This window comes from Streptomyces sp. NPDC054783 (assembly GCF_053611725.1).
The window spans coordinates 261818-279595 of sequence record NZ_JBSHAY010000010.1; the positions used below are offsets into that span (position 1 = coordinate 261818).

Annotated in this window: 18 protein-coding genes and 2 pseudogenes; 7 read left to right on the forward strand and 13 right to left on the reverse strand. The window is 71.0% G+C overall.

What is annotated here, in order from left to right; genetic code table 11:
- Nucleotides 1–10 precede the first annotated feature (10 nt).
- Genes ACWGJ5_RS20285 through ACWGJ5_RS20300 form a run of 4 tightly spaced genes read right to left on the reverse strand, consistent with a single transcriptional unit; the run spans nucleotide 11 to nucleotide 4680 of the window.
- On the reverse strand, nucleotides 11–2662 hold the full coding sequence (locus ACWGJ5_RS20285) for an FtsX-like permease family protein (RefSeq protein WP_453311032.1): 2652 nt from the start codon (nucleotides 2660–2662) through the stop codon (nucleotides 11–13).
- Nucleotides 2659–3321 carry an ABC transporter ATP-binding protein gene (locus ACWGJ5_RS20290; RefSeq protein ID WP_453311033.1) on the reverse strand — a complete coding sequence of 221 codons (663 nt, stop codon included), beginning with the start codon at nucleotides 3319–3321 and terminating at the stop codon, nucleotides 2659–2661. Before ACWGJ5_RS20290 ends, ACWGJ5_RS20285 begins: the two co-directional genes overlap by 4 nt.
- Entirely contained in the window at nucleotides 3308–4018 is a 711-nt protein-coding gene (locus tag ACWGJ5_RS20295; RefSeq protein WP_453311034.1) for an ABC transporter ATP-binding protein, read from the reverse strand. Before ACWGJ5_RS20295 ends, ACWGJ5_RS20290 begins: the two co-directional genes overlap by 14 nt.
- A 5-nt stretch (nucleotides 4019–4023) precedes the next feature.
- A complete protein-coding gene (locus tag ACWGJ5_RS20300) occupies nucleotides 4024–4680 on the reverse strand; it encodes a hypothetical protein (RefSeq protein ID WP_453311035.1) in 657 nt (218 codons plus the stop codon).
- Nucleotides 4681–4833: 153 nt separating this feature from the next.
- Between ACWGJ5_RS20300 and ACWGJ5_RS20305 the strand changes: the two genes are divergently transcribed.
- Together ACWGJ5_RS20305 and ACWGJ5_RS20310 are read left to right on the forward strand one after the other, a co-directional pair.
- Nucleotides 4834–6159 (forward strand): sensor histidine kinase, encoded by a 1326-nt coding sequence (locus ACWGJ5_RS20305; RefSeq protein ID WP_453311036.1) that lies wholly within the window; start codon nucleotides 4834–4836, stop codon nucleotides 6157–6159.
- 434 nt (nucleotides 6160–6593) lie between these two features.
- Nucleotides 6594–6744: pseudogene (locus ACWGJ5_RS20310) on the forward strand (NUDIX hydrolase); the annotation flags it as partial.
- A 164-nt stretch (nucleotides 6745–6908) separates the two neighbouring features.
- On the opposite strand, the gene ACWGJ5_RS20315 reads toward ACWGJ5_RS20310, so the two are convergent.
- The gene (locus tag ACWGJ5_RS20315; protein WP_453311037.1) at nucleotides 6909–7160 is read right to left on the reverse strand and encodes a hypothetical protein; all 252 of its coding nucleotides are present in this window, start codon (nucleotides 7158–7160) and stop codon (nucleotides 6909–6911) included.
- A gap of 30 nt (nucleotides 7161–7190) precedes the next feature.
- Between ACWGJ5_RS20315 and ACWGJ5_RS20320 the strand changes: the two genes are divergently transcribed.
- The gene (locus tag ACWGJ5_RS20320; protein WP_453311038.1) at nucleotides 7191–7490 is read left to right on the forward strand and encodes a hypothetical protein; all 300 of its coding nucleotides are present in this window, start codon (nucleotides 7191–7193) and stop codon (nucleotides 7488–7490) included.
- 217 nt (nucleotides 7491–7707) lie between these two features.
- Here the strand turns inward: ACWGJ5_RS20320 and ACWGJ5_RS20325 are convergent, their stop codons facing one another.
- From ACWGJ5_RS20325 to ACWGJ5_RS20335, 3 genes and pseudogenes are all read right to left on the reverse strand, one after another.
- Complete coding sequence (locus ACWGJ5_RS20325; RefSeq protein ID WP_453311039.1) at nucleotides 7708–8508, reverse strand: DUF817 domain-containing protein; 801 nt, start codon at nucleotides 8506–8508, stop codon at nucleotides 7708–7710.
- Nucleotides 8509–8975: 467 nt separating this feature from the next.
- Nucleotides 8976–10421: a protein kinase domain-containing protein gene (locus ACWGJ5_RS20330; RefSeq protein ID WP_453311040.1), complete on the reverse strand. Its 1446-nt coding sequence runs from the start codon at nucleotides 10419–10421 to the stop codon at nucleotides 8976–8978.
- A 370-nt stretch (nucleotides 10422–10791) separates the two neighbouring features.
- Nucleotides 10792–10875 (reverse strand): annotated as a pseudogene (locus ACWGJ5_RS20335) (DUF6000 family protein); the annotation flags it as partial.
- Between the two features lie 292 nt (nucleotides 10876–11167).
- On the opposite strand from ACWGJ5_RS20335, the gene ACWGJ5_RS20340 reads away from it, so the two are divergent.
- Nucleotides 11168–11557, forward strand: coding sequence for an AQJ64_40280 family protein (locus ACWGJ5_RS20340; protein ID WP_453311041.1), 390 nt, complete (start codon nucleotides 11168–11170; stop codon nucleotides 11555–11557).
- Here the strand turns inward: ACWGJ5_RS20340 and ACWGJ5_RS20345 are convergent.
- Nucleotides 11516–11941, reverse strand: a complete 426-nt coding sequence (locus ACWGJ5_RS20345; RefSeq protein WP_453311042.1) for a MerR family transcriptional regulator — start codon at nucleotides 11939–11941, stop codon at nucleotides 11516–11518. The two genes, ACWGJ5_RS20340 and ACWGJ5_RS20345, sit on opposite strands and share 42 nt — an antisense overlap.
- A gap of 114 nt (nucleotides 11942–12055) precedes the next feature.
- Here ACWGJ5_RS20345 and ACWGJ5_RS20350 point away from each other — a divergent pair, with 114 nt between their 5' ends.
- Entirely contained in the window at nucleotides 12056–13129 is a 1074-nt protein-coding gene (locus ACWGJ5_RS20350) for an alkene reductase (RefSeq protein WP_453311043.1), read from the forward strand.
- 220 nt (nucleotides 13130–13349) lie between these two features.
- On the opposite strand, the gene ACWGJ5_RS20355 is transcribed toward ACWGJ5_RS20350, so the two are convergent.
- Together ACWGJ5_RS20355 and ACWGJ5_RS20360 are read right to left on the reverse strand one after the other, a co-directional pair.
- A complete protein-coding gene (locus ACWGJ5_RS20355) occupies nucleotides 13350–13646 on the reverse strand; it encodes a GYD domain-containing protein (protein ID WP_453311044.1) in 297 nt (98 codons plus the stop codon).
- 194 nt (nucleotides 13647–13840) lie between these two features.
- Nucleotides 13841–14557 carry a hypothetical protein gene (locus tag ACWGJ5_RS20360; RefSeq protein ID WP_453311045.1) on the reverse strand — a complete coding sequence of 239 codons (717 nt, stop codon included), beginning with the start codon at nucleotides 14555–14557 and terminating at the stop codon, nucleotides 13841–13843.
- A 645-nt stretch (nucleotides 14558–15202) separates the two neighbouring features.
- On the opposite strand from ACWGJ5_RS20360, the gene ACWGJ5_RS20365 reads away from it, so the two are divergent.
- Nucleotides 15203–15436 (forward strand): hypothetical protein, encoded by a 234-nt coding sequence (locus tag ACWGJ5_RS20365; protein WP_453311046.1) that lies wholly within the window; start codon nucleotides 15203–15205, stop codon nucleotides 15434–15436.
- 171 nt (nucleotides 15437–15607) lie between these two features.
- Entirely contained in the window at nucleotides 15608–16156 is a 549-nt protein-coding gene (locus ACWGJ5_RS20370; protein WP_453311047.1) for a hypothetical protein, read from the forward strand.
- Between the two features lie 26 nt (nucleotides 16157–16182).
- On the opposite strand, the gene ACWGJ5_RS20375 is transcribed toward ACWGJ5_RS20370, so the two are convergent.
- Both ACWGJ5_RS20375 and ACWGJ5_RS20380 read right to left on the reverse strand, forming a co-directional pair.
- A complete protein-coding gene (locus tag ACWGJ5_RS20375; protein WP_453311048.1) occupies nucleotides 16183–17199 on the reverse strand; it encodes a M56 family metallopeptidase in 1017 nt (338 codons plus the stop codon).
- A 4-nt stretch (nucleotides 17200–17203) separates the two neighbouring features.
- Nucleotides 17204–17623 carry a BlaI/MecI/CopY family transcriptional regulator gene (locus ACWGJ5_RS20380; RefSeq protein WP_453311049.1) on the reverse strand — a complete coding sequence of 140 codons (420 nt, stop codon included), beginning with the start codon at nucleotides 17621–17623 and terminating at the stop codon, nucleotides 17204–17206.
- Nucleotides 17624–17778 lie beyond the last annotated feature (155 nt).

A 17778-nucleotide genomic window follows, 5' to 3' on the forward strand; every position in this document is an offset into this window, starting at 1 on the left:
GCAGGCGGGCTCACAGGTCGCGGACTTCCTCCACCGCGGGGCGCCGGGCGCCGCGGATGCCGTTCAGAGCTGCGGCCAGTACGGCGATCAAGGCGGCGAGTCCGGTCAGGGTCAGGTAGACGCCGGGCACCGCCAGAGCGGCGGGCGGCGGGTCGAACACGCCGGTAAGTACCTTGACCAGCATCTCCGACAGCGCCCATCCGATGACGGCGCCCCCGGCCAGGCCGCCTGCGGCCAGCAGGAGGGCCTCGGTGAGGACCATGCCGCGCAGCTGGCGTGTGCGTGCGCCGAGGACGGTGGCGATGGCGAAGGTCCGGCGGCGTTCGGCGAGCCCGAGGGCGAGGACCAGTCCCCCGGCTCCGGCGGCCAGCAGGACCGCGAAGGCGAGCTCGATGCGGGTGAGTCCGGCCAGGTCGAGGGAGGTCAGGCTGGTGCCGACGGTGCCACGGGTCTGGGTGAGGTCGCTGACGGTGGCGCTGGTGCCGAGCTGCGAGCGCAGGCGCGCGGCGATCTGCTTCTGGTCGGTGCCGCCGGTGTCGAGGAGGAAGGCGCCGACCGCGTCGCTGCCGGTCGCCTTGGCGATGTAGGCGGCGTTGGCGACGAAGAAGCTGTCCTTCGGTGCCGTGGGGAACTCCTTGGCGATGCCGGCGTAGTGGAAGTGGACCGTGCGCAGGGCCTTGGTGCGGGCGTCCTGGATGCGCAGGTTGACGGTGTCGCCGGGGACAAGCTGGAAGTCGTTGACGGTTTCGACGCTGACCAGCAGGTTGTCCGGGCGCTGGGCCAGCTTGCGCATGAGCTGCTGGGTGGTACCGCCGGCGAAGTAGGCGTCCTGGAGGGAGGTGGCCCGGGCGATGGTGTCGGGGCGGACGCCGTAGAGGTCCTGCAGGTCGGAGCCGACGTAGGCGAAGCGGTGCTGGAGGGGTTCGACGTGCCGTACGCCGGAGACTTTCAGCGAGCCGGCTGCACTGGGTGAGACTCGGGCGCCGGGTGGTTCGGTGACGGTGACGTCGGCGCCGTTGGTCAGGCGGGCGTCGACCTCGGCCTGCTGCCGGTAGGTGGCGTTGAAGACGGCGGTGGAGAGCGCGAAGGACACGGCGAGGGCGAGCAGCACCACCGAGCGGGCCAGGGGACGGCGGCGCCGGGAGAGGGTGGCGGCGGTGGTGCCGGCGAGGGTCGCGGTCAGCGGGCGGGCCAGCCGGGCCAGGGCGGGGCGGCCGTGGGTGAGGGCGAGGAGCGTGAGCCGCCACAGCAGCAGGGCGGCGCCGATCCACAGCAGAGCGGGGCCGAGGAAGGCCCAGTACGACACGGAGATGCTGGGCACGCCCTCCGGGGCGAGGACGAGGGCGTACTGGTTGCCGGAGGAGGCGCGGAATACCAGCCAGGAGCCGATCAGGAGGACGAAGTCCAGGCCGTACCGCATCCACCGGGGGTTTCGTGTGCTGCGGGCGCCGGACTCCTTGCGGGTTTCCGCGACGGTCACCGTGCGCAGGTCGCGCAGGGCCGGGACGAGGACGGCTCCTGCGGCCACGACCGCGCCGAGGACGAAAGCGATGCCGTACCAGGCGGCCCAGGTACCCGCGCCCGCTCCGAAGGAAACCGCACCGAAGGCGAGGCGGCCGGTCAGCGCGGCGACGCCCAGTCCGGCCAGGCCGCCGAGGAGACCGATCAGCGCCGCTTCCAGCCCGGCGAGGGCGGTGATCTGGCGGGGGCGCAGGCCGCGCAGCCGGAGCAGGCCCTGCTCCTGCCGGCGCCGCTCACCGCCGGCGGAGGCGACCGCGGCAGTCAGCGCGGCGGCCAGGACCGCGCCGGGGACGCCGAGGAAGAGGAAGAGGATCTGGGCATACAGGGCGTCCTGGCGGGCGGAGTCGAGGGCGGCGCCGACGTTGTTGCCGACGAGTGCGGCGCCCGCAGCGCGGGCCTCCAGGTTGTGGGCGGCGCGGGTGACCGCGGTGAAGGCGGCGGCCGGGTCGGAGGGCAGGCGGGCGTCCTCGCGCGCCACGTGGATCTGGGTCGTGACCGCGGAGGCGCCCCGAGTCAGCGCGGCGAACCTGGCGGCGGGCAGCAGGACGACGTTGTCCGGGGGTGCGGTCGGCTGGGACTGGCTGGGTGCGCCGACGGTTTGGAAGAGGGAGTCGGCCTGGGGCAGGTCGATCACGCCGTCCACCCTCACCGGCCTCAGCCCGACGCCGGGAAACTGGATGGCGATGGTGTCGCCGGGAGCGGCGTGCAGGTTCGAGGCGGTCTGCTGGGCCAGCAGACCGCCGGTCGGGGAGCCGGAGAGGGTTCGGATGGCGTCGGGGAAGAGGGCGCGGTAGCCGTCAGGCAGGCCGAGGGCCATGCCGGGGCCTGTGGTCTGGGTGCTGCCCTGGATGCGCGCGGTGAAGCCGGTGGTACGGGCGAAACCGACGGGCAGGGCGGCGCGGGTTCCCGGCGCCTTGCGGACCAGGGACATCACCGCGCCGGGGTCGACGCCTGGCTGTACCTGGACCTGCCAGTCGACGGCGACCGAGCGCACGGCACGCTGGGTCATGGTCGCCTTCGACGCGGTGAGGAAAGAGCCCAGCGCGGCGACCAGGGCGACCGCGAGGGCGATCCCGGCCAGCGCAGCCAGCAGACGTCCGGTGCGGCGGCGGGCCAGGCCGGCCGTCCACGAGCCGATCACGGCACCTCCTCGGGTGCGAGCAGCCGGCCGTCACGCATGGCGCGCCGGGTGGTGAGGCGGGCGGCCACGGCGGGATCGTGGGTGGTGACGACGAGGGCCGCGCCCGTGTGGTCGGCGGCGGTGAGGAGGGCGGCGAGGACACGGCCGCCGGTGGCGTGGTCGAGGCGGCCGGTAGGCTCGTCGGCGAGGATCAGGCGCGGGGACTGGGCCAGCACCCGGGCGACGGCCACCCGCTGGGCCTGACCACCGGAGATCTCCTCGGGCAGCCGGTCCGCCAGATCGGCCGCGTCCACCAGCGCGAGCGCCGCGAGGGCCGCCCGGCGGGCCTCTTGCTCCGTCAGGTCGGCGAGGACCAGGGGCAGGGCGGCGTTCTCGACCACGTTGAGCGCGGGGATCAGGCTGTCGCCCTGGAAGACCAGACCGATGTCGTACGGCCCCAGGGAGGCGGCCCGGGTCACCGTGCCGCTGGTGGGTTGCTCGAGCCCGGCCAGCAGATGCAGCAACGAGCTCTTGCCCGACCCGGAGGGGCCGACGACGGCGAGCCGGTCGCCGGACCCGATCTCCAGGTCGGCGCCGTGTACGGCCACGATCGCCTGTGTGCCCCTGCCGAAGGTGAGAGCCGCGTCGGTGCAGGTCACGAGCGCTTCATCCCGTGGCATCGGGCGCCCCCAGCGCCGCGGGACAGGCGGCGTCGGTTGCCCTGCCGTCCTCCAGCGTGATCACCCGATCCGCGCTCCGGACGACTTCCGCGCTGTGCGTCACGATCAGCACCGCGCACCCCTGTGCGGCCCGCTCCCGCAGCATGGCGAGGACCACCCGCTCCGTCTCTCCGTCGAGTTCGCCGGTCGGCTCGTCGGCCAGCAGGACAGCGGGCGCGTTGGCCAGCGCCACGGCCAGCCCCGCCCGGGCCAGCTCGCCACCGGACAGCTGCCGGGGCAGCGCATGCATCCGTTCGCCGAGGCCCACCTGGGTCAGCAGCTCCCTGGCCGAGGTGACGGGTTTACGGGCCGCGGCGCGCTGCGGCAGGCGGACGTTGTCCCGCACACTCAAATGCGGCAAGAGGTTGCGGGTCTGCAGCAGTACGCCGATGTGCCGGGCGCGCAGCCGTGCCCGCTCGGTCTCGGGTCGGTGGCTGATGCGTACGCCGTCCACGTGGACCTCGCCGCCGGAGGGCTCGTCGAGCCCGGCCAGACAGGCCAGCAGGGTGGACTTGCCGGATCCCGAGGGACCCACGACCGCCACCGTCTCGCCCCGCCCGACCCGCAGTGACACCCCGCGCAGCGCGAGCGTCTCCTCCTCGCCGGCCCGGTAGAAGCGGTACAGCTCACGGGCAGCCAGCACCGGCTCGGACGCCATGGTGCTCACCGCCAGGCGAAGGAGTCGCTGATGATCCGCCACGGGTCGACGTTGTCGGCGTTGACCGGGCCGGACAACGTCAGATCCACCTCGTGGCCCGGCTTGTAGAACGCATACCGCTCGAACCCGTCGCGCACCACCTTGCCCGTGACCGGGTCCTTCGCCGAGTCACCCTGATAGGTCAACCGGACGACACGGCCCGCGTGCCGAGACACCTCCGACACCTTCGGCGCGGCGAACTTCGGCACCTGGGAGCGCAGCTTGGGGACAATCGTCTTGGTGACCGAGTCGACCGTGGGCGCGGTGGACGCGGGGACCGCCGTGATCCTCACGGTGTTCAACTTGTCAGTGAACACCGTGCTGCCGCCCTGCTCGGTACGGGCCCAGCCCTCAGGCACCTTCACCGTGAAACCGGAGAAGGACCCACCGGCCGGCCGATAGCCGACGTACACCTGGTTGTCGGGGATGTCACCGGGCGGATTGGACTCGGTGGGAGCGGGTGCCGGGTTGTTCTGCCCGTTTCCGACACGCGCCGAGGAAGCCGGCGGTGATGACGTCGTCGAACCAGAACCGGAGTGCGAGCCGGAGCCGGAACAGCCCGCGGTCACCGCTGCGACGAGCACCAGCCCTACTGTCGCGGACGTCCGTGCGTGTGCTGCCATCACCACTGCCCTCCAAGGGATACCCCGGACCGGACGGTCATGGCACCCACGCTAGGAAGCGGCCGGTTAACGCCCTGCTCGCCGAGGGTTAGACGACGGCAAAAGCGTGAGCCCAGCCCCGCGCGCCCCGCCGAACCGCCGCATGATGAGGGCATGAGACAGCGCGTGGTGCGAGTCGCCCTCACCGCCGCGTTGGTCGCCGTGGTCCTGCTCGCCGTCCCCCTGGCCCTGACCATCAGGTCCTCCCTGTACGCCGGACAGCACGACACCCTGGAACGCGCGGCCCTCGCCGCGGCCGTACGGGTGAGCCCGGACTATGCGACCGGTGACCCGGTGGAACTGCCCAGGGCGCCGGCCGGGGGGCATCTGGGCCTGTACGACCCGCAGCAGGCCAAGCGGGCGGGCAGCGGCCCTGAGATGGCGGACGCGCCGGTCCACCGCGCCTTTGACGGAGAGGTGGTCCGGGGCCAGTCGGGCGGCGATCTGGTCGCCGCCGTACCGGTCTCCCACGCCGAGCAGGTGATCGGCGTGGTCCGCGCGTCCTCCCCCGCTGACGCCGTACGCGACCGGGTCCTGGCTGCGTGGGGCGTACTACTCGGCGTGACCGTAGTCGCGCTGACCATCGCGGTACTGGTCGCCCGCCGGCAGGCTCGGGCGCTGGCCGCCCCGCTGGAGGACCTCTCCCGCCACTGCCGGGCCGTCGCCGAAGGGGACCTGAACGCGCGGGCGGCCCCCAGCAGCATCGCCGAGATCGATCAGGTGGCCCGCACGCACAACGCGATGCTTCGCAGCCTGTCCGAACTCCTGCGCCGCGAACGCGACTTCGTCACCAACGCCTCCCACCAGCTGCGCACCCCGCTCACCGGCCTGCACCTCACTCTGGAGGCGGGCCTCGCCCAGGACGACGACGCCCGGCTACGTCCCGCCCTGACCGAGGCACTGGACACCACCCATCGCCTCCACCAGACCGTGGAGGAAGTGCTGCGCCTGTCCCGCCCCCCGGACCGGCCCCGCCCGGCCGCCGGCGACATTGCGGTGGCACACCTCCTTCAGGAGACGCAGGAGCACTGGCGCGGCCTGTTCGCCGCCGACGGCAGACGCCTGGAGTGCGGCACACATGACGCACCCGCGGATGTCCTGGTCCCCAGCGGCCCCATTTCGGAGGTTCTCGGCGTCCTGCTGGACAACGCACGGGTGCACGGACGCGGAACCGCGCGACTGGTGGTGCGGGACCTGAACGACGCCCTCGCCTTCGACGTGAGCGACGAGGGAGCCGCGAAGGGCGAGCCAGCGCAGCTGTTCGACCGCGGACACACCGGTGGCGGCCACGGGACGGGCATCGGCCTCGCCCTCGCTTCCGAACTGGCCCACTCCATCGGCGGCCGACTCTCCCTCACCAGAAGGGCTCCGGCCACGTTCACCCTCCTCGTCCCGGTCCGCGGGGCCGGCACCGAAGGCAACGCACCGGCCTGCAGATGAATGCCTCTCTCCGACATGCTCGGCTCCGGGGTGTGGCTTGTTCGCCTGCCCTGGTGTCGAGCCGGTCCGGTGGGCCCGGATCCACGACGGCCACCCCGCACAGACGGTGGACCTGCGATACCGCCGGGCTTGACAGTCCCGCAGCCGTGCCCTCGCCGAAGCGGGCCTTCCCGACGCGGAGGCCCGCTCCGGCATTGCCGACCGATGCCGACGTGCGTGCGCGATGCGTGAGCGGACTGTCCGGCACAGGCCACCACGAGCCGGATGAAGCACCCAGCCGCGTGCCGCTGACCAGGCGAGACAGCATCACACGGCAGCGCCGCGCACGACCCGGCAAGGATCCGATCCCACTCCTGAAGCGGGTGTCGCAGGTTCGAATCCTGCCGGGGGCACCAGGCAAAAGGCCCCGGACCGATCTTGACCCGGGGCCTTTGACATCTGCTTCTACCGCTGCCGACTGGCTCACCCCCGAGGAGGTCAGCGAGCGCATGTCCGAGGTCTTCGCCATCCGGCTCTTGGGACGCTCTGGACGGCAACGGGCCTCAGGTGCGAAGCCACGACGGCCGCGAGCTTCTCGGCGCCTGACGCTCAGGCCTCCAGCCAGGCGCGCCGGTGCCGGGCGACGGAATAGGTCTGCTCCACCTGCTCGGCGGACCACACGCCGGTCAGCGCGGCCAGAGCTGCCACCTCACACTCGCGATACGCCTCATTGTCATGAACGCACCCGCAGATGCATCGAGGCGGGGTTCCTACCCGACGACGCCCTCGGCCACGAGCTGCTTCGCGGCGGCCAGCATGCAGTCGCGCGGCACGATGACGGCCAGCTCGTCGGTGCCGATGGAGGCACCGAGCCGACGCAGCTCCTCGGCGTCCGGCGTCTGGTCCGCCATGACGACCTTGCCGATGATGAAGAAGTTGCCGTCCTCCATCTCGAAGACGTCGGGGCAGTTGTTCGCTCCGACCGACCCGCGCTCGGCGGGCGTCGATCCGATGCGGCGCATGAGGCTCCTTGCAGTGACAGGATTGGTGTTATGAACACCAATACGGACTGGGCGTTCCGGGTGTTCGAGCCGCACGGCTCCGAGGGCTGGCGCCCCTACGGCAGCGACCCCGACCGGTGGCGGGGCGCGATCATCGCCCCCGACTCGGCCGAGGGAGCCAAGCACGCCATCGGCCGCATCGTCGCCGACCTGATGACCGAGTGGGAGAGGACCGGCCTCCACCACGCGATGCACGTGCGGCTCTTCCTCTGGCACGACGAGGAGGGCGACCTCAAGGATGCGGACTTCGTCGTGGACGTCCGGCCCCGGTCGGACTTCGACGCAGCGTGACAGTTCGGGCGGTTCGGCGGCTCGAATCCGCGTCGACGGCGTTACCCACCGGTGGGCACCCGAGACCCTGGATCAAGGCCACAAGAGCCGATCGGGACAAGACTTTCCCTGCTTCATACAAGGCCCGCCCACGGCGCGCGCGCGACGCCTCTGCGGCGCGCCGCCCTTCTTCTCACGCACGAAGATCAGCCCGTAAGGTCCCGGCCCGGTGAATCGGCTACCCACGTCGATCGGCCGCGCTTGGCCGGCTGGCGGCCACCAGGACGACCGTGATGCTGATCAGCAGGGACCAGGCGCCGAACTTCTCCACGCTGACCGGCTGCCAGCCGTGGAGCTGGTAGGGGTAGCGCCACGCGCCCACGTAGGTGGCGAGGTTCTCCGCCACCCACAGGAAGAAGCCGATCAGGACGAACGACAATGCCAGCGGCATTCGGCGGCGTACCCCGCGCACCGTGAACCGCGCGGAGGTGCCCGCGGTGACGGCCACCAGCAGTCCGGCCAACGGCCAGCGCACATCGGGCAGCCAGTGATGACTGAAGAAGTTGAGGTAGATGGCCGCGGCCACCGCTGCTGTCGCCCTGGGCCGGTAGCGGGTCAGTTCAAGGTCGAAGAGATGCCAGGCCCGGCAGATGTAACTGCCGACGGCCGCGTAGAGGAACCCTCCGTACAGCGGTACGCCGGCGAACTTCAGCACGGCCGGCTCCGGGTAGCTCCACGAGCCGAGGGACACCTTCACCAGCTCGAAAGCCAGACCGATGACGTGGCAGACGGTGATGACAGCGATATCCCGCCCGGTCTCCCAGCCCCGCAGCCAGAACAGCATGGTGAGCAGCACGCCGTAGACGACGAGCAGGTCGTATCGGGCCACCGGCAGGCCTGACAGCAGGGTGGACACCGCCACACCGGACAGAAGGGCGATGGCGAAAGCGCAGGCTCGGGTCTGCGTCCAGGCGAAATCGAGCAGCTGGCGAACCGATGAGGTCAGGGGGCCGGTGAAGTATGCGCTGAAGCTGAACATGTTGCACTGGAGGACGAGCGTCCACCCAGGGAAGGTTCCAGTGGGCCCACGGCAGCGCGGAGCACTGCAGCCGGTCCGGCGTCCGTGATCCCATTCCGCCGATACCAAGGTCGAAGTCGGCAGGCAGCCTTGGGGGCGGTCGTATCAGGCTGACATCCACGAATGACGTCAACGACGCGGGACGCCACAACACTTGCCTGCCCCAGAGTGGACTCCGCCACCGCAGAACGCCGCGACCGGAGCGAACGCGGATCGAACTCCCAAAGCGGGTGTCGCAGGTTCGAATCCTGCTGGGGGCACCACGCATCACCGCTCTGACCTGGGGTTCATCCCCAGGGAGGGGTTCTACTCGGCCTCGGACGTCTCGTCGGGGCCGTTCGCGTGGGCGGACGGGTTGCCCCAGGCTCCGAAATCTCTCCCGCCTGGTCAGCGCCATCCGGCACGGACTCCCCGCCGCCTTGTCGGGCTCAGGCGCCGTCGCCCCACTCCGGCGCTGCCCTCCTGTTCCGGGCCCGGCGGCTCACGAGCTCGAGGGTCTCCCACGACACTGTGGCCATGGCGACCAGCGCCAGGAGCAGGTAGAAGACGAAGAGTTTGCGCAGGTCGTCAAGGAAGTACCAGATCGACGCGGTGGCACTGAGCCAGAAGGCGACCAGTGAGCCGACGGCGCGCTCCGGGCTGCGTACGGCGCTGACGAGGCAGCAGGCGGCGGCCAGGGCCAGCAGCGCGGCGATGGCGACGTACGAGTGGCCCCAGCCGATGTCGGCGCGCCGCAGTTCGGAGTTGACCGCCACGGCCTCGGCCACCGGTCCCCAGCCCACCGCGCACGACAGGCGCGTCGACCACGGCAGCGTCACCAGACCCAACACTCCGGCCGCGATGGCGACCCGGCCGAAGTGGGCGGTGTCCACCAGTTGGCCACGTGCGCACAGCAGCGAAAGGAGGCACCCGAGCAGGGCCAGAGCGCTGTCGGCGGAAGGGCGCAGTGAGATACGGAACTTGTCCCGGAGAGCGGTCCGGCCACGGGTTGGAGCCGCCGGGGGCCCGGGAGTGCCGGCCTGGACCGTCGGCATGTAGGTCTGTGTCAGGGCGTCGGCGAGGGCTGCGCGCATCTGCCCGGCATCGGCGAACCGCTCCTCCGGGTCCTTGGCGAGGGCGCGCAGGATCACCGCCTCCACCGCCGGCGGTATCTGCGGTCGGAGCCGGGCGACCGGCTCGGGTGCGGCGAACAGGTGCTGATGCATGACGGCGAAGGGCGATTCGCCACGGAACGGGGGCTGCCCGGTCAGCAGTTCGTGCAGCAGACACCCCATCGCGTACAGATCGGCCCGATGGTCGATCTCCGCACCCTTGATCTGCTCAGGGGAAAGGTAGGCGGGAGTGCCGAGCGCCGCACCGCTCCCCGTGATGCGGGTGGCGGCCTCGGTGAACGCCTTGGCGATGCCGAAGTCGAGGACCTTCACGGTGTCGGGTCCGGTGAGCATGATGTTCGAGGGCTTGATGTCCCGGTGCACGATTCCGCACTCGTGGCTGTGCCGCAGCGCGTCCAGCACCGCGCATGCCGCGTTGATGGCGTCGACGACAGGCAGTGGGCCGCCTCGCAGGACCTCGGCGAGAGTGGCGCCCTGCACGTACTCCATGACCAGGTAGGGACGTGGGCCGTCCGGATGCGGCTCCTCGCCGACGTCGTGGATGGTGGCCACCGCCGGATGATTCAGCGCGGCAGCCGCGTGCGCCTCGCGCCGGAAACGGGCTCGCGACTGCGGATCATGGGCCAGCATCGAGGAGAGCAGCTTCACCGCGACAGCGCGGCGCAGCCGACGATCCACCCCGCGATGGACCGTTCCCATGCCACCTTGACCGAGCTTCTCGACCAGCTCGTACCGGCCGCCGAGCAGCATCTCCCGCCCCACTGACGCCTCCCCGTGAATCAGAACCCCATCAGAACCCGGCGCAGCTTACGGCGCGAACCCGACGGGCCGTCCGCCTCCCTCTACCGCGCGATACATGAGGAGCCCGACCCCTCCCACCTTCCCCACGGAATGCACGAGTTGGTGCGACTCTGCCTGGCCCAGAACCCCGTGGACCGGCCGGGCACAGCCTGGCTGATCGAGGCCGCCCGCAGCCACCCCGTCACCGGCGGCGGAGACGAGACGCGAGAGCTCGCCGCCGGCCCTGATCCCCAGCAACCGATCCAGAACCGGCAGCCTTGCTGGGCGGCCCGTCGATCCACCGCTGTCAGAGACCTTCCGGGGTGAGGAACCTGCCCGGCTGGTCGGCGCCGAACTCGGTTCCGCCGGTCACGGCAATGAGCCAGGCTGCGGTCTTTCGCTCGCGCCATCCTCCGTCGAGGAGGATGCCCAGTTCACGAGGGCTGATCTCACGGCCGGCCTTGGCCCGGTTCCTCCGTGAACGTGTCACGGTCGCGCCCACTCATCCGGAGAAGGCCGCCACCAAGTTCGAGGTACTGCCGGTCGGGCGTGACGTAGCGGCTTTCAAAAGGTGGTCGCGGATCGCTTGGTGCCGTGTTCGTTCCGGCTCGGGCAACCCCCGCGAGCACAGGTCAGTCTTGCCGGGTGCCGGGGGCGGGGCAGTGCCCTTGCCGGACGCCGGCATGTGGGTGGAAGACGATTTGCCGAGTGCCCGGGTGAAGGTGGAGATGACGAATCTGAACACCGTGGTGACGTGGGTTGACGCACGCGAGAGGCTGCCTCGGAGCGGTACACCGGTGGCAGCGGCGATCACGGGCCGGTATCCAGCTGACGGCGCCACTGGGTCCGGGGCCGATACGGCGTCGGGTGAGGAGTTCTGGCTGGTGAGGCCGATGGTCTTCACGACTCTGCACTGGAGTGAGGACGGGGCGGAGCACAGGGACTGCTTCGTCGATTCCGACGGGGTTGTCCGTTTGCCTCACGGCCTTGCCAGTGATGAGACCGTGACTCACTGGGCTGAGCTGCCCACCCTTCCAGGCGGGATGACGCACCTGGTTCTTGGGGAAGACGTGCGGTCAGCTCTCCAGAACGCGTGGGACGCTCGCCCCATCACCTGACCCATAGCGGACACCTTGAGCGAGTGCCTCGCTCTCCCGATGGGCCCGGGCCGTGGCCATCAGGCCGTCCAACGCGGCCCGGGTCCGCACGAGTTCGTCGATGTGCTCGGAGAGCCGGTTGCGCTCCTGCGCCATCCGCTCGAGAGCGGCGTCGTAGTTGCCCTCGCTGGGCGTGTCGACGCAGGGCAGCAGCTCGGAAATCGTACGACTGGACAGGCCCGCCGTGTACAGGCGCTGGATGAAGCGCACCCGCTCCACCTCGGCCTCCGTGTAATGCCGCTGCCCACCGGCGCTACGGCTGCTGGTCAGCAGCCCCTGCTCCTCGTAGTAGCGCAGCGACCGGACGCTGACGTCGGTACGCGCCGCGAGCTCGCCGATCCGCACGACTGCCTCCCATGGTGAACCACGCCACACCGCTTGCCTCTGACATCCATGTCAGGTTTTAGCGTAGCGCTGTGCCCGGCATCCGGGCACACGATACGTACGGAGGAGCCCGACGTGACGACGTTGTTCAGCAGTTACCGACTCGGCGACCTGACCCTGCCCAACCGGACGGTGATGGCCCCGATGACCCGCGTCAGGGCCGCGACCGGCGGCCTCGCCACACCGTCCATGGCCACGTACTACGCGCAACGCGCGACGGCCGGACTGATCGTGTCCGAGGGCGTGCAGCCCAGCCTCATCGGGCAGTCCAACCCGGGCACGCCGGGACTGCACACCGATGAGCAGGCGGCCTCATGGCGTGCCGTGACCGACGCCGTACACATCAACGGCGGGCGGATCTTCGCCCAGATCATGCACGGCGGCCGGGTCTCGCACCCCGACACGTCCGGCCACCAGCCCGTCGGCCCCTCGGCGATCGCCGCAGTGGGGGACGTCTTCACCCCGGCCGGCCCGCAGCCCGCGCCCATGCCCCGCGCACTGGACACCGCCGAGGTGCCCGAGCACGCCCACGCGTACGCCGAGGCGGCTCGCCGCGCGATCGACGCCGGCTTCGACGGAGTCGAACTCCACGGCGCCAACGGCTACTTGATCTCCCAGTTCCTCTCCTCCAACGCCAACCGGCGCACGGACCGCTACGGCGGCACGATCGCGGGCCGGATCCGGTTCGCCGTGGAGGCCGTCGCCGCGACGGTGGACGCGATCGGGGCGGCCAGGACGGGCATCCGCCTCTCCCCAGGGGGCGGCTTCTGGGGCGTCGAGGAGACGGACGCACTCGCCCTCAACACCGCGCTGCTGACCGAACTGGCCCGGCTCCAACTCGCCTACGTCCACCTGGAGCTGACCACGGACGAGGAGGTGCTCCTGGGTCTGCGCCGTGCCTGGCCCGGCACCCTGGTCGTCAATCCGGTCCTCCCGATGGGCCCCAAGCAGACCGGCCGTGCGGAAGCCGACCACTGGCTGGGCCTCGGCGCCGACCTGATCAGCTTCGGCCGCGGCTTCCTGGCCAACCCCGACCTCGTCGAACGCCTCCGCACCGGCCTGCCGATCGCCCCCGTCGACGAGGCCACGTACTACCAGGGCGGCGACACCGGCTACCTCACCTATCCGGCCTATCAGCACACCGCCTGACGCCCGCGCGGGCGGGTCTCTCCGGAGGAATTCATCTCCGCGGCAGCCGGCGTCTCGTACATGTGCTCACTGGACACGGACGCGTTCGCCGACTCCGACGGGGAGACGCCTGACAACCATGCGTCAGGTCCTCCGTCGTCCAGCGACCCCGTGCACGGCCGGCGATGGGACGTCGAGCTCCTGATCGTCGACCGCCCAACCGCAACCATGCACGGGGTCGTCAGCCGGCGGCCTTGGCGATGACGCGCTCCATCTCCTCTCGGTCGAAGGCCCGCAGCGTCGTGGAACGGACGTTGCCCACCCCGCCGAGTTGCAGGAGTGCTGCCGCGGCGGTTTCGTCGTCGGACGCCTCGACGACGGCCACGAGGTCATACGGACCGACGGTCCAGTAGATGCTCAGGAGCTTCGCCCCGAGCTTCTGTAGCGCCGAGCCGAAGGTCTCGGCGCGTTTCGCGGTGTCCTTGTAGTTTCGGACCCCTTGTTCAGTCCAGCTCAGCAAAGCGACGTACGTCGGCATGTTCTTCCACCTTCACGAGGAGACACATCGCGAAGTCAAGCCTTGGCACCTGCGGCAGAACCCGCACGAGATACGCACCCGAACGAGCCATACGAGCGGCCACGGGGAGGAGACGGAGCGGACCCCGGCCGCGGACGGCGGGCCTGCGGGCATGCACCGGTCTGAACTTCTGACACCTGGTTGGCCGCACAGCGTCACACCTTGGATATACACGGAATGCCGGTTATGTGAGCCATCGGTACGTTCGTCGCAGGTCGGTCGTCCGGCCGACGCACGTACGAAAGAGAGAAGTGCCCATGCCCTCGCGTGCTTTCGCTGTGGTCGGCGCCGGAATAGGCGCGACCGTCCTTGCAGCCGCCGGCATAACCTATGCCTCGACCGTCGAATCCACCCCGGCTTCCCCGCCTGTCCACCGGGCAGCCCAGCCACCCCACCACCCCGCCCAGCCACTCCACCACCCTGCCCAACCGGCCCACCACGCCGCCCAACCGGCCCACCACCCCGCCCAACCGGCCCACCACGCCGCTCAGCCTGAGAACGGGGGCGGAGGCGGAAACGGGGGCCGCGACGGCGGTGGACGTGACGGCGGCGGTGGACGCGGTGACGGCAACAGGCGAGCCGGAAGGATCTTCATCAACGAACGTTCGTACCCCGCCTTCATTGAGGGGTGCATCACCGCGGCCGGCGGACCGGGCGCGCACAGCTTCAATGTCCTCAACGAAAGCAGGAGGACCGTCGAGGTCTTCCGGGGCTTCAACTGCGACGGTGGCCCTCCGGTCGCCGTCGTGGGACCCCGCAGCGAGACCTTCGGCGTGGTGCCCCATGACCACGGCGGCGAATTCGGTTTCGACGGCGATGGCGCATTCGGTCACCACGGCGTCGTCGGCAGCTTCCGGGTGGTCTGCGACCACAACGGGTGGTGGTGACAGCACCGTCCACCGAGGGGCTGGGAGGGGCAGCCGTTGCGCCCCGTCGCACCCGGTGAGAGGCGCTCCGGCCCGAGGTCGGACGCCCGTCCGGGTTGCTCTGGCGCAGGTGCGCGGTACGGGCCGGGCAACCCCGGCGACCGCCCATGAGGAGCCAGTGGAGGACTGGCGAAAGGCCGGTGACGGCGCCGTACCCCCCGTGCGCTTCAGTGACGCCGGGGACGGCGGCGCCACCGTCGGCGGCCACGGTGTGACGGTCTCCTGAGCCACGGAGACCACGTTCGACGCCCGGCAGGGCCGCCCGGTCAAGGTCTCGCTCAGCCCGGACCCGGGCAGCGGATACGACCACACGGTCAGCGCGTACGTCTGCACCCAGTCCCCACCAGTCGGCGACCGCGGCTGGTACGTGGTGCCGTAGGACAGCTCGTACGCCTTGCTGCTCGACGGGATGACGTACAGGTCACCCGCCTCCGCCGAAACACCCATGCCGGCAGGGCTGTTGTCGGACGCCGACAGCGGACCCACGGCTACGCGGCGGGCAGGACGACCTCGCTGGCCCTCGGCCACGCCGTCCGGGGGCCCGGTGGGCGGCTGCCCAACTCCTGGTACCGCCGGCTGTACTTCGGGTCCATGTACCCGTTCGCCGACCCGACCCTGCCGGAGGGTGGAACGCTTGCCGGCGGCACCGTGAAGCTGACCCATGCGGGCAAGACGCTCTACTCGCACAGTTGCACCCCGTCGAACGGCATCGACGCACATCCGGTGATCCCCGGCGCGGGTTGGTACACGCTCAGTGAATGCGGCCGACGCGGCCTGCCGTCCGGCTCGCTGTCGACCACCTCCGGCCTCACGGAGATCACGTAAGCACCCCGCGCCGCCACCTGGCCGGCTCATGGCGTCACACCCTGGACATGTCCGGAATGCCGCCCATACAAGCTGTCGGTACGTTCGTCGCAGGTCGGTCGCACGGCCGACGTCCGTGAGACAGAGAGAAGTGACATGCCCTCGCGTACTTTTGCTGCCGTCGGCGCCGGTGTGGGCGCGACCGTCCTTGCAGCTGCCGGTATCACCTACGCCTCGACCGTCGGATCCGCTCCGGCGTCGCCGTCTGTACACCGAGCGGCCAAGCCTGTTCATCCAGTGGCCAAGCCTGTTCATCGAGCGGCCAAACCTGCCCACCGGGCGGCACAGCCCGTCCAACGAGCCGATTCGGCCGCGGCTCCCTCCGGGAGTAGGAGCGGAAGCGGGGAGAGGAGAGAGGGCCGCGACGGTGGCCGGCGCGGTAACGGCCACGAGGAAGAGGGGAGGATCTTCTTCAACGAACGTTCCTACCCTGCCTCTGTCGACGGGTGCATCACCGCGGCCAGCGGGCTGGGCTCGAACAGCTTCAGTGTCTTCAACGACAGCCGCAAGACCGTGGAGGTCTTCCGGGGCTTTGCCTGTGACAACGGCGGTCCGGTCGCCACCGTGGGTCCCCACGGCGACACCTTCGGGGTGGTGACCCCTACCGAACACGAGGGCCTGTTCGGTGACGACGGCGCCGTGGGCAGCTTCCGGGTCATCTGCGAGCACGACGAGTGGTGACAGGAGTGGTGACGGCGCCGCAGTGGCTATGAGCGGTGTTCGCCGTGCTCGAAACGGTGGTGCGGGCCGCAGCAGAAGCCGGGGACGTGCCGGAGGTCACCCGTCGGCGTCAAGCCCGCGGCGCCGAGCAGCGTCGCGCACTGTGCTCGCTTCGCGCTGTCGACCATGCGGTCACTGTCGGACGCGGCGTTGGCCAGGCTCGCGCAGCACACGGACAGCAGGACGGCGCCGGCCAGGAAGGGCAGGCTTCGGCGGGCGGGCGGCGGCGCCAGCAGGGCCCGTACCCGCTGCGGGACTTCCCCGCCGGTCGCGGCCAGGAGAGCGGGGCGGGACGCACCGGCGGACGCGAGTGCCGCGCGCCCGACCGCGCGGGCGACGACCGCCCGGTCGCCCACCTGCGCGGCGGCCTCCTCGTCGGCCCAGCGTTCCAGGACGTAGGCGCCGGTGTCGGCCAGGGGACGCAGCAGCGGGTTCAGGGCCGCCGTGAGCCGCCACAGTCCCAGGAACAGGTGGTGCCTTCGGCGCAGATGGGCCCGCTCGTGCGCCAGCAGGGCCTCGCGCTCGTCGTCGCCGAGACAGCACAGCATGCCCCGGGACACCACGATGCGTCCGGGCGCGCCGGGCAGGGCGAACGCCAGCGGAGCGTCGTCGTCGACCACGGCCAGTTCCGTGTCACCGCGCAGCCCCTTGCACTCCCGCCGCACCCGCGCGATCTGGCGGGCCTGGCGCAGGGCGGACACGCCCAGCGAGACGACGCTCGCGGCGAGGACGAGCGCGCTGACGGCCGCGACGACGGCGTACACGGGGTCCTCGGCGCGCAGCGCGGCCACCGACCAGTGGCCCTCGGCCGCGACCTGGGGAATCTGCGCGATGCCGGTGAACGCCAGCAGGGCGAGCGAACCGGTCCAGCCGCCGGCGGTGACGAGCGCGGCGCAGGCCAGGGCCCAGGCCGCGGGACGCGGGGTGAGCCGGCGCGCCAGGCGCGGTGCGAGCACGCTGATCACGGCGGTGACGGCGAACGGAACGTAGACGCTGATCAGCACCGGCTCACCGCTTTCCGTCGGAACGCTCGTCGCGGGTGTCGTGCCCGGACAGCAGCTGGTGCAGCAACTGCTCGTCCTGCGCGGAGAGTTCGGACACGAAGCGGGTGAGCACGGCCTCGCGGTCGGAACCCTCCTCCAGCAGCGACCGCATCCGCCGGGCGGTGTGCGAGGCCTCGTCGCGGACCGGGGTGTAGGCGTATCCGCGGCCCTTCCGGTTCCGTACGAGCATGCCCTTGTCGTGGAGGCGGGACAGGATCGTCAGCACGGTGGTGTACGCCAGGTCGCCCGGCAGTCGTTCGAGAACCTGGCGTGCGGTCAGCGGGGCGTCGGCGGCCCACAGCGCGGCCAGCACATCGCTCTCCAGCTCACCGCGCGCCCGCCTGCCGGAACCGCCTGGGGTCCCCTCGTCCGTCGGGTCGCTCACCCGTCCGCCCTTCCTCGCCCTCGTCAGCAGAGGCTACCCGGTAACCCTCCGGCCGCCGCCGGCCATCTCCTACTAGTTGTAGGAGGTATGCTCCGGCCCCGAAGTCTGCCCGACCTGCTGCCCGCCCGGCCCGCCCGGCCCGCCCGGGCCGGGCG

Coding starts and splice junctions, on each gene's coding strand:
- ACWGJ5_RS20300 (WP_453311035.1), bottom strand. CDS start 4,680: ATGGCAGCACACGCACGGACGTCCGCGACAGTAGGGCTGGTGCTCGTC.
- ACWGJ5_RS20325 (WP_453311039.1), bottom strand. CDS start 8,508: ATGTTCAGCTTCAGCGCATACTTCACCGGCCCCCTGACCTCATCGGTT.
- ACWGJ5_RS20355 (WP_453311044.1), bottom strand. CDS start 13,646: ATGCCGACGTACGTCGCTTTGCTGAGCTGGACTGAACAAGGGGTCCGA.
- ACWGJ5_RS20365 (WP_453311046.1), top strand. CDS start 15,203: ATGTACCCGTTCGCCGACCCGACCCTGCCGGAGGGTGGAACGCTTGCC.
- ACWGJ5_RS20340 (WP_453311041.1), top strand. CDS start 11,168: ATGACGAATCTGAACACCGTGGTGACGTGGGTTGACGCACGCGAGAGG.
- ACWGJ5_RS20290 (WP_453311033.1), bottom strand. CDS start 3,321: ATGCCACGGGATGAAGCGCTCGTGACCTGCACCGACGCGGCTCTCACC.
- ACWGJ5_RS20320 (WP_453311038.1), top strand. CDS start 7,191: ATGAACACCAATACGGACTGGGCGTTCCGGGTGTTCGAGCCGCACGGC.
- ACWGJ5_RS20295 (WP_453311034.1), bottom strand. CDS start 4,018: ATGGCGTCCGAGCCGGTGCTGGCTGCCCGTGAGCTGTACCGCTTCTAC.
- ACWGJ5_RS20315 (WP_453311037.1), bottom strand. CDS start 7,160: ATGCGCCGCATCGGATCGACGCCCGCCGAGCGCGGGTCGGTCGGAGCG.
- ACWGJ5_RS20305 (WP_453311036.1), top strand. CDS start 4,834: ATGAGACAGCGCGTGGTGCGAGTCGCCCTCACCGCCGCGTTGGTCGCC.